The following is a 15,665-nucleotide window of genomic DNA, read 5'->3' as shown; positions in this document are numbered from 1 at the left end:
GCGGTCCAAACCACAATGCTGTCCGCTCTGCGTGCAAAAGCAGAGAAAACCATCATCCAGAACCATCAAAGCCCGCCCGTTAAACCCTAAATCAGGGCAGACTCTACGCCTTCAATCAACGGTTCTTTGCCCCCTCAAAAGGTCGGCAATATCCATTCTGTGGATCACACAGTTGGAAGGTAAAAATTTTTCTGTGAAATCAACCATTCAGGTTGCATGGCGGAGAGGGAGGGATTCGAACCCTCGGTACGATTGCTCGCACAACGGTTTTCGAGACCGCCCCGTTCGACCGCTCCGGCACCTCTCCGTAGGTCGGGCTTATACGCATGCTTTAGCCTTGCATGCAAGAGCCTGAGCGCATTTTCAGTTTCCTGTTGACGCTAGGGAGAAAATCCCCTTAAAAGCCCACCTTGATCCACAAAGATGGAACCATGCCGCGCCAAGCCGGACGGCCAAAGACGAAAAAGCGATAAGGATTTCGCGCCTGTGCCTTGCACCGCGCGAATCAAGAGATCGGAAAGAGAGTAGAGTTCATGTTCGCAGTCATCCGCACCGGCGGCAAGCAGTACCGGGTTGAGCCCAACATGGTACTGAAAGTTGAAAAGCTGGAAGTCGAAGCTGGCGCCACCATTACTTTTGAAGACGTTCTGGCCGTTGGCGGCGAGAACGGCACCCAGATCGGCGCACCGACCGTCGCTGGCGCAAAGGTTACGGCCACCGTCATCGCTCAGGACCGCCTCAAGAAGGTCATTATCTTCAAGAAGCGCCGTCGGCAGAACAGCCGTCGTAAAAACGGTCACCGTCAGCCGGTAACTGTTCTGCGCATTCAGGAAATCAACGCCGCCTGATCCCGCAAGGGACAGGCTGGTTACGACCCACGGAGGAGTTTAGGTCATGGCACAAAAGAAAGCCGGCGGTTCATCCCGCAACGGGCGCGATAGCGCCGGGCGCCGCCTTGGCGTCAAGAAGTTTGGTGGCGAGCAGGTTATTGCGGGTAACATCATTATCCGCCAGCGTGGCACGAAGGTAAAGGCTGGCAGCAATGTTGGCGTTGGCCGCGACCACACCCTGTTTGCTCTGGTTGATGGCAACGTGCGCTTTGAGCGCCGTGCAGAAGGCCGGGTGCACGTCTCTGTTGACGCGCTGCCGCTGGCCGCTGAATAAATAGGGCACGATTCTGGTCTGACCATTACCCGGTCAGGCTGGAACAGGAACAGGGCCGAACCGGAAGGGTCGGCCCTTTTTCGCGTCCGGGCTGGAGATTAGACATGAAATTCCTTGATCAAGCGAAAATCTATATCCGCTCGGGCGACGGCGGGGATGGCGTCACTGCTTTCCGCCGTGAGAAATATATTGAATTCGGCGGACCGGATGGCGGTAATGGCGGACGGGGTGGCGACATCATTTTTGAAGCCGTACCCAACCTCAATACGCTGATCGACTTCCGCTACACCCAGCATTTCCGCGCCCGCAAGGTGGAAACGGCGCAGGTTCAGACCGGACGGGCGCTGCCGCCAGTGCGGTTGTCATTAAAGTGCCAATCGGCACCCAGATCATGGATGATGACCGCGTAACCATGCTGGCGGATCTGGACAAGCCGGGCATGCGCATAACCCTGTGCCGTGGCGGTGATGGCGGACACGGCAACGCGCATTACAAAACCAGCACAAACCGCGCCCCCCGCCGTTCGGACAAGGGCTGGCCCGGCGAAGAGCGCTGGGTATGGCTGCGCATGAAGCTGATTGCCGATGCAGGGCTGGTGGGGCTGCCCAATGCGGGCAAGTCTACTTTCCTGTCTGTTGTTTCGGCCGCACGCCCCAAAATTGCGGATTATCCGTTTACCACTCTGCATCCTCAACTCGGGGTTGTGCGCCTGTCCATGACGGAAGAATTCGTTCTGGCCGACATTCCGGGTCTGATTGAAGGCGCGCATGAAGGCACGGGGCTGGGTGACCGTTTTCTGGGCCATGTGGAACGCTGCGCAGTGCTGCTGCACCTGATTGATGGGGCCGCTGGCGATGTTGTGTCCGCCTGGCGCACGATCCGGCATGAACTCGCAGCCTATGGTGGCGGGCTGGATGAAAAACCCGAAATCATCGCGCTGAACAAAAACGACGCCATGACCCCGCGTGAAGCCTCTGCACGGCGCGCAGCCCTGCAAAAAGCCAGTGGTGCGCCTGTGGTGCTCATTTCAGCCGCGACCCATCAAGGTGTGCCTGAGCTTCTGCGCATGATGTTCGATGTCGTCACCCGTGCGCGCGAGGAAGCCCGGCAGACTCCTGACGACTGACTTTTGCCTCTAGTCCATGCCCCTTCCCTACCGGGCATGGACTACACCACAATACCGATCAAGCCCGGGAACCTCCAATGAGTGACGCCACCCGCCCCTCTCTCGCCCAAGCCAAGCGGCTGGTTATCAAGATCGGCAGCGCACTGGTTGTTGACCCTGAACAGGCGGCCCCCCGTCAGGCTTGGCTCGCCAGTGTGGCGGAAGATATCGCCATACTGCGCCGACAGGGTACGGCTGTCAGCGTAGTTTCATCTGGCGCCATCGCTCTGGCGCGGCATAGTCTGGGCCTGACAAACGGCGCTTTGCGGCTGTCTGAAAAACAGGCTGCCGCAGCGGTAGGACAGATCAGGCTGGCACAGGCCTGGAGCAACGCCCTTTCTGCACAGGGGCTTACTGCCGCCCAGTTGCTCCTTACCCCGGATGATACCGAAGACCGCCGCCGCTACCTGAACGCCCGCGCAACGCTGACTACCCTGCTTGATCTGGGCTGTATTCCCGTCATCAATGAAAACGATACCATCGCCACAGCAGAAATCCGCTTTGGCGATAACGACAGGCTGGCCGCCCGCGTGGCGCAGATGACCGAAGCGGATCAGCTTGTTCTGCTTTCGGACATAGACGGCCTCTATACTGCCGACCCCCGCACGGACCCCAATGCCCGCCATCTGCCGGTCATTGAAAACCTGACTCCTGAAATTGAAGCCATGGGGGGCGAACCGCCGCCGGGCTATTCCTCAGGCGGCATGCGCACCAAACTGCTTGCTGCGGGCATTGCCACACGCTCAGGCTGCGCTATGGCAATCGCTCTGGGCAAAACACTCAACCCCCTGCGCGCGCTCATGATGGTGCCCGCTGCTCGTGGTTCCTGCCTCAGGCCAATGCCCATACCGCGCGCAAGCAGTGGATTGCTGGCAGCCTGAACCCGGTAGGCGAAATTGTGGTGGACCCCGGCGCGGAAAATGCCCTGCAACATGGCAGCTCGCTACTGCCCGCAGGTGTAGTGGAGGTGCGCGGCGCATTCTCGCAAGGGGATCTGGTGGATGTGCTCAACACCGCAGGCCGGGTTCTGGCCCACGGGCTGGCGGCATATGACGCAGACGATGCCCGCCGCATAGCGGGCCATCAGTCTACGGAAGTAGCGGATATTCTGGGCCGTTCAGGCCGGGACGTGCTCATCCATCGTGATGATCTCGTCGTTCTCTGACTGGCCAGTTCAACACCGGTTCAGAGCGCTCCGGCCGATCGTCTTCGCGCAGGGGATACAGCGGGGTCATGCCCGCGTTGTCTGTCCCTTTACTCCGCATATCGGAATATCTAGCCGTTTCCTGAGAAAAATCAGGCCTCCATGCAGGCTGATTAGCATCTGGCGCGTGCTGACGACGCATGATCTGGGCCGCAGTTTCAGGCGCTGAATCGGCCTGAGCGCGCTCTGCCTCGTGCCATGGCATACGCTGTTCACGCCAGCCTTCCTGCCGGGGCGGTGCCACGGGCGTAGGCACAGGCGGCGCACTCTGCCGCGGTTCATACGCATCCGACACCCGGGGCGTCTGCAATGCCACCAGAACAGGAGGCTCCCTGAGGGGCATATCCTTTGGCGGCACGTCTCTCATGCTGTTGCTGTGCGCACCCGTTTGCGCGGGCGGTGTATTGTCCTGCCGCCCTTCGTAAATAAACGCCGCAGGCACTTCCTCAACAACGACACCAGCGGGTGAGGCCACCCGGTCGGTATCGTCTCTCGGGGGGGCTGGAGTTACCTGCACAACCGGCTCACGCAGGCTCTGCGCACGCAACTGCGCCTGAAGCTCCCCTACCTGTAGCGACAGTTCGGCCAGCCTGCCTTTCACCCCGAATACGGCAAAAGGCATCATCATGAACGCCAGTCCGAACAGGATACCCCCCGCCAGCATCAACAACTGGCCCCAAAGGGGCATCCACTCGGGAAAGGAGAGTGATGTCATGGCAAGCCGATCCGTGCTTACGCGTGCTTACATACCCAGCGCGCGACGATAGATATCCAGAAGCGTTTCCTGTTCTTCCACTTCCGCTGGCTCCTGCCTGCGAATGCGGATGATCTGACGAATGACCTTTACATCAAACCCTGCGGATTTGGCTTCTGTAAAAATATCCTTGATATCGCCCGCGAGCGCCTTGCGCTCTTCTTCCAGGCGCTCGACCCGTTCGATAATGCTCCGCAGCCGATCCGCTGCAATGCCCCCTGCCGCCGGATCTTCATCACCGGAAAAATGTTCGCCGTCCATCAAGCAGCCCTCTCGTTTGCATCATGTCTTTCCGCGCCACAGACGCGCCACGAAGGCGCGGGCTTATCGCGGCACGGGCATGGGGTCAATGATCCCACACAAGGCCGCTCTTGCAAACGGGCAATGGCTCTCCCATAAGCACAGCAGTACTTTGCGCGTTCCTTCCCGAACAGCATCCGTCCCCCTCTGCGGCGGTCCACCCCGCCTGCCCTGCCGGAACTCTGCTTATGGCGCTCGTCAACCGCACGGAACCCTTCGATTACGTCATTTTCGGCGCAACCGGTGACCTGACACGCCGCAAGCTGCTGCCTGCCTTCCTGCGCCGGTTCCATGCCGGGGAGTTCGGGCAGGATGTGCGCCTGATCTGCGTTGCCCGCTCGGATTACACCACCGAGACATTTAGGGCGTATATTCTCGACCAGCTTCACAAATTCGCCCCTGACATGACGGCGGATCAGGAACTGCTCCACAGCTTTACCGGCCTGCTGCATTATGTTCAGCTAGACGTAACAGCCCCCGAGGCAGACTGGCAAAGCCTGCATGATGCCCTGCCCGACCCTGAGCGGATACGCGTCTTCTATCTGGCCACAGCCCCCTCGCTCTATGCCCAGATCTGCACTGCACTGGCAGCCCAGAACCTGATCAGCCCGCATGCCCGCGTGGTGCTGGAAAAACCCATTGGCACCAGCCTTGCCACCGCGCTCGAGGTCAATAGCGGCGTAGGACGTTTCTTCCCTGAAGAATCGATTTACCGGATCGATCATTACCTTGGCAAAGAGGGCGTGCAGAATATTCTGGCCCTGCGTTTTGCCAACCGGTGCTGGAAAAGCTCTGGTCGGCCGAGGCCATTGAACATGTGCAGATCACGGCAGCCGAAACCGTGGGCATTGGCGGGCGTGGCGGCTATTACGACGAGGCAGGTGCCCTGCGCGACATGGTGCAGAACCACCTGCTTCAGGTGCTCTGCATGGTGGCGATGGACGCCCCGGCCTCCCTCCGGGCGGATGACCTGCGCAATGAAAAGCTCAAGGTTCTGAACGCCCTGCGTCCTATGACGCCGGATATGGTGCGCCAGAACGTCATTCGCGGGCAATACACGGCAGGGCGGCTAAAAGGGCAGGATGTGCCCGGTTACGTGCAGGATCTCGATACGGGGCGGGCCAGCAATACGGAAAGCTTTGTGGCTATCCGCACGAAAATCCGCACAGCACGCTGGGGCAACACGCCTTTTTATCTGCGTACCGGCAAGCGGCTGGCCACCAAAACGACGGAAATTGTTATTCAGTTCCGCCCGCAGCCTTGGCCGATTTTCACCAACATGCCATCCTCCGGCAGGCTGGTTATCCGTATCGACCCGCACGGAGAACTTGCACTGGTTCTAGGCGTACGCGACCCCGGTGCCGGGGGCCTGCGCGTTCGCAATGCAACGCTTGCCATGTCTTACGAGCATGAGTTTTCCATCTCGTATCAGGATTCTTACGAGCGCCTTCTGCTAGATGCCGTGCGGGGTGACCCCGCACTGTTTATCCGCCGCGATGAGGTCGAGGCCTCTTGGAAATGGGTAGAACCAATCCTTGAAACCTGGCGGCAGGGCCTCACCCCCCTTGAACCCTACGCAGCAGGCGGCTGGGGGCCTCCCTCCACCCGCGCGCTGCTGGCGCGTGATGGCGCCCTATGGCACGAGGATATGCTGACATGACCACTCCTCCCCCCGCAAATACCACGCCTCCCACTGGTCCGGACTGGCGAAAATTCCTCGGTAAACTGCTACCAAACAGATCGAACGGACCTACAGCCAAACGCACGCTGCGCCAGCATGCCCTGCGGCGGATTGCCTTTGTGCTGCCGCTCGCCCTGCTCATGATCGGGCTGAGCAAAAGCGGCCTGATGGACCGGGTAGTAGACCGCTATACTTTCCGCCCCGAAAGCTGGTTTGACGACACAGCACTGATCCGCCACCTGCGGCTTGTGGTTACCCATAACGGCATGACGCATGACCGGCCGGAGTGCCTGCTGTTCATCGTCAACGGGAATGACGCCCCCACCGCCTCGCGGATGGATGTGATGGAAAAACATTCGGGCTCCTGCCCCGGCCCTAAGGGTGAACTGCCAAAGCTGTTCACTCTGCAGGTCAACCGGATGGAGCGCACCGTCATGTCTGACCAGAACTCTCCGGGGCAGTTCCACCCCATTCCCTAGTTTATCGCCTTTCCTGCGGCCTGAATGCGCGCCGCAGGGCTTTGCCTCCCAAGCGCAAAGCCGCCTTGCCGTAAGGCATGAAGGCGTAAAAATTTAAGAACGCATGCAGCGCGCCGGGGTAACAGCGGTAGAACACCCGCCCCCCGACCTGACTGAGCGCCTGTGCATAGGCTGCCCCTTCATCACGCAGCGGATCACATTCAGCCGTGATAATGACAGCGGGAGGCAGACCGGACAGGTCTGGGTGCTCTCCGGGGGCGAAGCGCGTATCATCCCAGTCTGGCTCGGCGCTGATATACTGATCCGCATACCATTCCATGGACCTGCGAGAGAGAAAATATCCGCTGCCATAGGTCTGATGTGAGGGAAACAGCCGCCGACCATACAAGGTCGGGTAATACAAAAGCTGCATGACCGGCTGTGGTGCAGCCCCGTTACGGGCCTCCTGCGCCACAACAGCCGCCAGATTCCCCCTGCACTATCCCCCGCCACGGCCACACCACCACCCCAGTATCGAGCGGAAAGAGCCGCCAGCCAGCGCAGGGCTGCCAGAGAATCCTCTACCGCCGCAGGAAAACGGTGCTCAGGAGCCAGCCGGTAATCCACCAGCAGAACGGCCGCCCCCGATGCGCGTGCGAGACGGCAGCACATGCCGTGATGCGAGTTGAGGCCACAATGCACAAACCCGCCGCCATGCAGGTACAGCACAGCCCCCCGCACGCGGCCACGCGGGATAAAAAGGCGCGCAGGCAAATCCCCCTCCGCCCCCGGCACGCTCAGCGCCACCACCCTGCGTAGCGGGAGTGAGGACAAGGCCGTGGGAAAAGAGGGCGTATCCATGCCCCGGCGCAGGGCCTGAAGAAAATGCGCCTGCACATCTTGATGCGCGGCACTGTCCCGCGCCACCGTGCTTGCGCTGGCTGCGGGACGGTGATTTTTCGCGGCCTGCGCACGGCGGTGTTTTCGCCATGCCAGCCAGTGGAGCAGAAGGCGCGAGGCCAGATTGGGCCGCACGGGCGGAGGCACCAATACCGGAGTGGCCGAAGACACACCGGACACGGGTTCGGAGGTTTGCTGCAACTCGGACATATGCAGAGCCTAACGTTTTTTCAGGCAAAAACCAGTATCCCGTGCCTGCCCCCTTGACCTGCGCTGCTTGCCGCCGCAGGGTGCGCGGGCCAGACGGTCGGACGGTCGCTGTGGCGTATGCAAATACGCGATGGAGGAAAGTCCGGGCTCCACGGGAGAACGGTGCCGGTTAACGACCGGCGAGGGTGACCTTAGGGAAAGTGCCACAGAAAACAGACCGCCTTCCGGGTCTGCCATGGGAAACCATGGGACAGACTGAAGGTAAGGGTGAAACGGTGCGGTAAGAGCGCACCGCTCCGATGGTAACAGAGGAGGCAGGGCAAACCCCACCGGGAGCAAGACCGAATAGGAGCGGCCGAAATCCGTATGGATTTCAGGGGTTCTCCCGCCCCGTCGCTCGGGTTGGTTGCGTGAGGCACGCCGCAAGGCGGGTCCCAGAGGAATGACCGTCCAGGCCCTTCGGGGCTAGACAGAACCCGGCTTACAGACCGTCTGGCATTTTCATTTTTTCCGACAGCGCCCGATACCGCGCGCCAGCCCTCCCCACAAAACTGAACAGAGCATGAACGTGCACGCATGGAATACGCGCGGCCTCTTTTTGAACACATTACCTGACAGTCCGGAAAATCAGACTAACAATACTTAATAAACGGCTGTTTTCCGGTGTTTTTTCTTCCTTTTTGATTTACTTCCCACGCTGTCCCATGCTATCCCACACAGGGCCATAAGGTGTGGCTCATCCGCCCTGCATGTCCCACGACACAGGCCCGGAAGTTATTGGTGAGGAAGGATTTCTGATCGCTGTGGGCGTCTTTCTCGGCACGCATGAGAATCGGTTTGACGCCAAGGGACGCGTCTCGATTCCTGCCGGGTTCCGCACCGTTCTCAGAAACCAACTGACGGAGGGCAATGCATTGATGATTCTCCGCCCGTCACACACCCTGCCCTGCATCGAGGCATGGCCCGCCACGGCTTTTTCCCGGCTGACAGAACCGCTCGACCGGCTGGACATGTTCTCCGATGAACATGACGACCTCGCCGCCGCCCTGTACGCCGATGCCTACCCCATGGACCCTGACCGTGAAGGACGGATTATCCTGCCCGATTTCCTGCGTGAGCATGCGGGGCTGGAAAACAGCCCCATGGTATCTTTCATGGGGCTAGGCCGTATTTTTCAGATCTGGGAGCCCGAGGCCGCCCGTCAGCGCCGTGCCGATGCCCGCCAGAAATCGCGCCGCGTCAGCATTCCGGCTGCTGGCAATGGCACTGCTGGGCGGGGAGAAGGCGCAGCATGAACGCTACCTCTCCCACGCTGGCCGCAACCCTGCTGCCACAGGCTGGGCATATACCCGTCATGCTGGCGGAAGTGCTGGAGTATCTGGCCCCTGCTGATGGCGAGGCCATGCTGGACTGCACTTTTGGTGGCGGTGGTTATACCCGCGCCATTCTGGGTGCTGCCGCCTGCTCCCTGTGGGCCATCGACCGCGACCCGGACGCCATCGCCCGTGGCAATGCCCTGCGCACGGCACTGGAAAACCACGGACAGGGTGAACGCCTGCATATGCTGCATGGTGGTTTTGGCGGTATGGCCGCTCTGGCGCAGGCCGCACAGGCTCCGGCTTTCAACGGCATTGTCATGGATCTGGGGGTGTCGTCCTTCCAGATTGATGAAGCCGAACGCGGGTTCTCGTTCCGGCATAACGGCCCGCTTGACATGCGCATGGAAAAATCCGGACGAAGCGCTGCCGATCTGGTCAATACGGCCACCGAGCAGGAACTGGCCGATATCATCCATTTCTATGGTGAGGAACGGCACGCCCGCCGTGTGGCCCGGGCGATAGTCACCGCCCGTGCGCAGGAAGCGTTTACCACCACGCTGCAACTGGCGGAGCTTGTGCGCGCCACCGTGCCGCATGACCGCTCGGGGCTGGATGGTGCAACCCGCACATTCCAAGGCCTGCGCATCGCCGTTAACGACGAGCTGGGCGAGATCGAACGCGGGCTGACACAGGCTCTGGAGCTTCTGGCCCCCGGCGGCCGTCTGGTTGTGGTGTCCTTCCATTCACTGGAAGACCGACTGGTCAAGCGGGCCTTCCAGCGTGCGACCGGGCGCGATGTGTCTTTCTCCCGTCATGACCCGCGCGCTGCCATGAGCCACGGCACCGAATCCGCATTCAAAACCCTGACAGGCAAGGCCGTTCGTCCCGGCGATACGGAATGCCGCATCAACCCCCGCGCACGCAGCGCCCGGCTGCGTGCGCTTATCAGGCGGCCAGACACCGCGCCATCTTCGGTCGTAGAGAGCTGATCCCATGCTACCCCGCCCCTTTACCTGCTGCTGTGCCGTTCTTGCGATCTCTTCGGGGTTCTTCCTGTACGCCAAGAAGCATCAGACAACCCTGCTGGACCAGAAGATTGCCGGGATCGTTCATGAAACCGAGCATGTGCGCGCCCAGACAGCCATGCTCCGCACGGAATGGACGCTGGAAAACCAGCCTGAACGGCTGACAGCGCTTGCCGCGCACCATGCCGCGTATCTGCGCATCATGGAGCCAACGCAGTTTGTCCGTATGGCGGATCTGAGCAACCGCCTGCCCGCACCGCTCAAGGAAAACGAAGCAGCGCCCACCCCTGTTGCCATGGCGGATACACCAGCCAGCCAGCCGCGTGCGCTCCCCCCCGTACAGCCCAGCAGCGCAGTCCAGCATGTTCAGCCCGAGCGTGTGAGCGTAGCCAGCAGCGCCTCACCGGCCGTTATTCCGGCAGCACGGCCCGTGCCTGAGCGCCCGGTCATGACCGTAGCCAGTGCCGCACCGGTCAGCCACCCGGCTCCAGCCCCCGTGCTGCATGTCAGTGCTACCCCTGTAGCACCCACACCAACCGCCCGAGTGCGCGTGGCTGACGCAGGTAACGGATCGTCCCTGCTGGCTGCCATTCAGGCCGCTGGCACGCACCATACGCAGCCAGTTGAAACACCCCATGCCACAGTACGGGCGGAAGCGGCGGAACAGGCTGATATGGATGTAAAACCCCGCATCCATGCTCCCCCCGCAGCCCCGACCCGCGTGGTTGCGGCCCGCAGCACCACAACGGATGAACCCTCACCCATCCGCCATCCGCTGCCCGCTACTGTTGCCTCATGGCATCCGCATCTGCACCGGGCTGCGACATCAGGTGGCGGCTATATGGAAGCCCGGGCCAGTTCGGGATATATGGGGGGGTCTCTGCTGGGGCGTGGGGGCGACAGCCTGCCTCCGCCCGTCCCTGTCACGAACTGACCTGACCTGCTGATGTTCCTCGAACCGAAAGTATTTTCCGCCTGCCATGAAGCCGCCGCCCCATGAGCCCAACAGCGCGAGACCGGTAGGCACACCAGGAGACACCCTGCGCGCGCAGGCCCGCAGGGAACAGATGCACGCCCGGCTTCTGGGGGCGGCCAGCATTTTCTGCTTTCTGTTTACCGTAGTGGCGGGCAAGCTCACGCTTGCAACCATCATCCGGCCCATGGCACCGGAAAAACGTCAGATTGCACCACAGGTACCCGAAATCCCCAAGGTTGACCCCCGTGGCGCCCTTGCTGGAGATTTCTCCCTGCCACAGGTGCACCGTGCCCCTATCATGGACCGTAACGGGCAGACACTGGCGCTCTCCCTGCCCGTGGCCCAAGTTTATGCCAACCCGCAGGAACTGATCGACCCCGCCGATATCGCCAGCAGGCTCCATCGCATTCTGCCTGCGATGAACGAGGAAGAAACGGCCCGCAAGCTCGCCTCGCCCAAGCAGTTTGTCTATATCGCACGCAATATTTCGCCCCAGCAGGAACTGGCCATCAACAACCTCGGTATTCCGGGTATTTACTTTGAACCGGGCGAACAGCGGCACTATCCGCTAGGCCGCATGGCCGCCCAGATTCTGGGTGCCGTGGATATTGATGATCACGGCATTGCTGGCGTGGAGCGACATTTTGACTCCCGCCTGCTCTCAGACCGTCGCCCCCTGCGCCTGTCTCTGGATATCCGCATCCAGTCCGCCGTGCGTGAAGAAGTGGCAACAGCCATGCAGACATATCAGGCCATCGGCGCGTGCGGCATTGTCATGGATGTCCGCACGGGTGAAATTATCGCCATGGTCAGCCTGCCCGACTACGATGCCAACGCCTTTGCCCACGCCACTAACGACGAGCGCTTTAACCGTGCTGTCACGGGGCTGTATGAGCCCGGCTCCACTTTCAAGCTCCAGACCGCCGCCATGGGGCTGGCCACCGGCACTATCCATGTCTGGGACCGTTTTTCTTCCGTACCGCTCAAAATCGGCCGGTTCACCATCCGCGATATGAAGAACGACCATTTCTCGCCGTGGCTGACGCTGCCCGAGGTCATGGCTTACTCCTCCAACCCGGCGGCAGCTCATATCGCACTGGATGTAGGGGGCAAACGTCAGGCCGAATGGCTGCGCGATATGGGGTTTTTCGCACCCGTGCCGGTAGAACTGCCTGAAGCCGCCCACCCGCTTGTACCGCACCAATGGGGCCTCGCCACCACCATGACAGTAGGGTTCGGGCATGGCGTGGCCGAACCTCCGCTGGCGATCGTGCGCGGCACGGCGGCAACGGTTAACGGCGGCATTCTCGTCTCCCCCACCCTGCTGGATGCCGAAAGCCGTAATAGCGAGCAGACAGCCCCCCCGCAGGATGGACTGGCGACAGTAGCCACCCCGCTACAACCCTCCGTAGCACAGGCCGCTACAACCGATAGCGACACACCGGCCGAACCACAGGGGCCACGCGTGATGTCGCCCGAGGTTTCAGCCCTGCTGCGGCGCATTCTGCGGCTTGATGTTACGCAGGGTACGGGCCGCACGGCGGAATCTCCGGGGTATTTCGTGGGCGGCAAAACCGGCACGGCTGAAAAAATCGGCCCGCATGGCGGCTACCTCAAACATGTGAATATTTCAGCGTTTACGGGTATTTTTCCTATGAACGCGCCGCATTACGCGGTCTATGTCATGCTCGACAGTCCGCAGGCCACACCCCAGACCCATGGCTGGACAACAGCCGGCTGGAATGCCGCCCCCACGGTTTCGCATATTGTCTCGCGCATTGGCCCCATGCTCCAGATTTTTCCTGATACCGAGCATGCCGCCAGATAGATGCCCAGTTGGCCATTTCCATGCAGCCTGCCGTACCACGCGGCGTGCGCCCTCTGGGGCCTGGGAACGACCCCGGAGACCCGCGCCTGTTGGAAAATACGGCACATAAATCGCGTGAGTTGCCCACAGCGCAAGATCAGAACACGGCTGCGGCCCGCAAGCACCTTGTGGCCGAGCGGCGCAAGGCCTCTCTGGAAAAGATGGACGAATGAGCCAGCCCCTTTCCCGTCTGATGGAAGCTGCCCATCTGCCATCCACAGCCCTTTGCGGCGCAGCACCTGAGGCCATCGCTGTCAGCGCGGTAACAGCCGATAGCCGCGCCGTGCGCCCCGGCACGCTGTTCGCCGCCCTGCCCGGCACCCATGCCGATGGCCGCACTTTCATACCTGCCGCTGTACAGGCCGGGGCCTGTGCTGTTCTTGCCCCCTCCGGCACCGTATGGCCACAGGGCACCTCACCCTGCCCGGTCGTGGAATGCGAAAACCCCCGCCACGCACTGGCTCTTATGGCCACAGCCCTTGCGGGGCCGCAGCCTGCGCATCTGGCCGCCATAACCGGCACCAACGGCAAAACCAGTACGGCGGATTTCATGCGCCAGCTCTGGACCTTGCAGGGTTTCAGTGCCTCGGCCATTGGCACGCTAGGCTGACAGGCGCAAACCCCACGGGTTTGACCCTTCCGCCTCTGACAACGCCTGACCCGGTCACGCTCGCCCATACGCTGGCCACACTGGAACAAGCCGGTGTGCACCATGTCGCCCTTGAGGCTCATCCCACGGGCTGGAGCAAGGGCGGCTGGATGGCCTACACCTGAGTGCGGCAGGGTTTTCAAACCTCACGCGCGATCATCTAGATTACCACGGCACGCTGGAGGCCTACCGGCAGGCCAAGCTGCACCTTCTGAACTCCATTCTTCCCCCCGGCGGCTGGCTGTCGCCAATGCGGACATGGACAGCCCCACGCTGGACGCTATCAAAGATATTGCCCGCACCCGCACCCTGCGCCTGCGGCTTGTGGGTGAACGGGGTAATACCCTGCGCCTACTTGAACACCGCGCCCTGCCGCATGGTCAGGAACTGCGCCTGTCCTGTGCGGGGCATATCCACACGCTGACACTGGGCCTACCCGGACGTTTTCAGGCGGATAACGCTCTGCTGGCCACCGCCCTCGCTGCCGAGGACGATGCCGCCCTGCCCGTCCTGCTAGCCCTGCTGCCCCGGCTACAGGGCGTGCGCGGGCGCATGGAGCGCGCTGCCGTGCTGCCCAATGGGGCTAGCGCCTATGTGGATTACGCCCATACCCCCGATGCACTGGCACGGCTACTGACCTCGCTGCGCCCACATGCGCTGGGCAAGCTGGTTGTCGTTTTTGGCGCTGGCGGGGACAGGGATCGCGGCAAACGCCCGTTAATGGGGCAGGAAGCGGCAATCGGGGCCGATATTGCCATTATTACCGATGATAACCCCCGCACGGAAAATGCGGCCTCCATTCGCGCGGCTGTGCGCGCGGGCGCACCTGAAGCGCTTGAAATCGCAGACCGTCGCAGCGCCATTGCCGAAGCCCTGAGCCTGCTCGGGCCGGGCGATGTGCTGGTAGTGGCCGGCAAGGGCCATGAACAGGGGCAGATCGTAGGCGACACGGTTCTGCCCTTTGATGATGCCAGCGTCATCCGCGCCCTGACAGGGCAGGCGGACGCACCAACGGATAAAAAGGAAACGGGTCAGGCATGACGAGTCTGTGGACACGAGAGGAACTGGAACAGGCGACTGGAGGCCGCTTCATGCAGGCGGGACCGGCGCATGAACCTCCCGTACACAGCATCAGCGGTGTGTCCATCGACACGCGCAGCCTGCAACCGGGCGATCTGTTCATTGCCTGATGGGCGATAACAGCGATGGCCACGCCCATATCCGCACCGCACTGGATAAAGGGGCCGCGGCTGTTCTCGCGCATGACGCCCCAGACGTGCCGGACCCGCGTATTTTGCTGGTGCCTGACACCATGAACGGCCTGCGCGCGCTGGCACAGGCGGCACGCGCACGCTTTACCGGCCGTGTGGTGGCAGTTACCGGCAGCGTAGGCAAAACGACCACAAAGGACATGCTCCGCCTGTGCCTGAGTGACTGCGGCCCTACCCATGCGGCCGAGGCCTCCTACAACAATCACTGGGGTGTGCCGCTTACCCTCGCCCGCCTGCCGCGTGACGCTGCTTTCTGCATCAGCGAAATTGGCATGAACCATCCGGGAGAAATCCTGCCTCTGGCAACGCTGGTGCGCCCGGACTGCGCCGTTATCACCACCATTGGCTCGGCGCATCTGGGGCATATGGGTAGTCTGGACGCCATTGCTCAGGAAAAGGCCTCGCTGCTACTCGCGCTGCCCAACGGGGCCATCGCCATCGTGCCGGACGATGCCCATGGTATGGCCCTGATCGAGCAGGCCGCCGGACAAAGCCATGCCACGCTATGGCGCAGCGGGCTGAAAGCCGACAGTGCTGCCCGGATTACCAGCCTGCAAACCGGGCCAGATGGTTCTGACTTTACGCTCCAGCTTGCCCACGGGCAGACACCCGATACCGTAGAGGTGCATCTGGCTGCACCCGGCACGCATCTCGTGCGCAATGCCGCCAGTGCGCTGGCAGCCTGCGCGGCTCTTGGGGCAGCTTGGTACCCGCCGCCGCAG

General features: G+C 61.7%; 8 protein-coding genes, 1 tRNA gene, 1 other RNA gene and 7 pseudogenes. 13 read left to right on the top strand and 4 right to left on the bottom strand.

All coding sequences use genetic code 11. The annotated features are described in order from the left end of the window. Positions 1-217 precede the first annotated feature (217 nt). Positions 218-307, bottom strand: a tRNA-Ser gene (locus JCM25143_RS02370). Between the two features lie 226 nt (positions 308-533). Here JCM25143_RS02370 and rplU point away from each other — a divergent pair. The 4 genes and pseudogenes from rplU to proB all read left to right on the top strand — a co-directional run bounded on the left by rplU (position 534) and on the right by proB (position 3,494). Next, a complete protein-coding gene (gene rplU / locus JCM25143_RS02365; protein ID WP_025859892.1) occupies positions 534-848 on the top strand; it encodes a 50S ribosomal protein L21 in 315 nt (104 codons plus the stop codon). 46 nt (positions 849-894) lie between these two features. Next, complete coding sequence (rpmA, locus tag JCM25143_RS02360) at positions 895-1,164, top strand: 50S ribosomal protein L27 (RefSeq protein ID WP_025859891.1); 270 nt, start codon at positions 895-897, stop codon at positions 1,162-1,164. Positions 1,165-1,268: 104 nt separating this feature from the next. After that, a pseudogene (obgE, locus tag JCM25143_RS16130) lies at positions 1,269-2,290 on the top strand (GTPase ObgE). A gap of 77 nt (positions 2,291-2,367) precedes the next feature. Next, positions 2,368-3,494, top strand: a pseudogene (proB, locus tag JCM25143_RS16125) (glutamate 5-kinase). On the opposite strand, the gene JCM25143_RS02345 reads toward proB, so the two are convergent. Both JCM25143_RS02345 and JCM25143_RS02340 read right to left on the bottom strand, forming a co-directional pair. Then, positions 3,463-4,248, bottom strand: coding sequence for a hypothetical protein (locus JCM25143_RS02345; RefSeq protein ID WP_025859890.1), 786 nt, complete (start codon positions 4,246-4,248; stop codon positions 3,463-3,465). The pseudogene proB and the gene JCM25143_RS02345 overlap by 32 nt on opposite strands. 27 nt (positions 4,249-4,275) lie before the next feature. Further along, positions 4,276-4,548, bottom strand: coding sequence for a DUF2312 domain-containing protein (locus JCM25143_RS02340; protein WP_025859889.1), 273 nt, complete (start codon positions 4,546-4,548; stop codon positions 4,276-4,278). 227 nt (positions 4,549-4,775) lie between these two features. On the opposite strand from JCM25143_RS02340, the pseudogene zwf reads away from it, so the two are divergent. Together zwf and JCM25143_RS02330 are read left to right on the top strand one after the other, a co-directional pair. Beyond that, positions 4,776-6,247, top strand: a pseudogene (gene zwf / locus JCM25143_RS16120) (glucose-6-phosphate dehydrogenase). Continuing rightward, complete coding sequence (locus tag JCM25143_RS02330) at positions 6,244-6,747, top strand: hypothetical protein (protein WP_234394890.1); 504 nt, start codon at positions 6,244-6,246, stop codon at positions 6,745-6,747. The pseudogene zwf and the gene JCM25143_RS02330 overlap by 4 nt, the downstream one beginning before the upstream one ends. 1 nt (position 6,748) lies before the next feature. Here JCM25143_RS02330 and JCM25143_RS25345 read toward each other — a convergent pair. Next, positions 6,749-7,587: pseudogene (locus tag JCM25143_RS25345) on the bottom strand (alpha/beta hydrolase). A gap of 338 nt (positions 7,588-7,925) precedes the next feature. Here JCM25143_RS25345 and rnpB point away from each other — a divergent pair. The 7 genes and pseudogenes from rnpB to JCM25143_RS16100 all read left to right on the top strand — a co-directional run. Beyond that, positions 7,926-8,336, top strand: an RNA gene (gene rnpB / locus JCM25143_RS20585) — RNase P RNA component class A. A 303-nt stretch (positions 8,337-8,639) separates the two neighbouring features. Beyond that, the gene (gene mraZ, locus JCM25143_RS02320; RefSeq protein WP_025859887.1) at positions 8,640-9,131 is read left to right on the top strand and encodes a division/cell wall cluster transcriptional repressor MraZ; all 492 of its coding nucleotides are present in this window, start codon (positions 8,640-8,642) and stop codon (positions 9,129-9,131) included. Beyond that, positions 9,128-10,144 (top strand): 16S rRNA (cytosine(1402)-N(4))-methyltransferase RsmH, encoded by a 1,017-nt coding sequence (rsmH, locus tag JCM25143_RS02315; RefSeq protein WP_025859886.1) that lies wholly within the window; start codon positions 9,128-9,130, stop codon positions 10,142-10,144. The genes mraZ and rsmH overlap by 4 nt, the downstream gene beginning before the upstream one ends. Positions 10,145-10,148: 4 nt before the next feature. After that, positions 10,149-11,114 (top strand): cell division protein FtsL, encoded by a 966-nt coding sequence (ftsL, locus tag JCM25143_RS02310; RefSeq protein WP_025859885.1) that lies wholly within the window; start codon positions 10,149-10,151, stop codon positions 11,112-11,114. Positions 11,115-11,160: 46 nt separating this feature from the next. After that, positions 11,161-13,196 (top strand): annotated as a pseudogene (locus JCM25143_RS16110) (peptidoglycan D,D-transpeptidase FtsI family protein). Next, positions 13,193-14,713: pseudogene (locus tag JCM25143_RS16105) on the top strand (UDP-N-acetylmuramoyl-L-alanyl-D-glutamate--2,6-diaminopimelate ligase). Before JCM25143_RS16110 ends, JCM25143_RS16105 begins: the two co-directional pseudogenes overlap by 4 nt. Continuing rightward, positions 14,710-15,665, top strand: a pseudogene (locus JCM25143_RS16100) (UDP-N-acetylmuramoyl-tripeptide--D-alanyl-D-alanine ligase); the annotation flags it as partial. The pseudogenes JCM25143_RS16105 and JCM25143_RS16100, both read left to right, overlap by 4 nt.

This window comes from Acetobacter papayae JCM 25143, from assembly GCF_000613285.1.
GTDB lineage: Bacteria > Pseudomonadota > Alphaproteobacteria > Acetobacterales > Acetobacteraceae > Acetobacter > Acetobacter papayae.
This window is presented reverse-complemented; position numbering and strand designations above follow the sequence as displayed.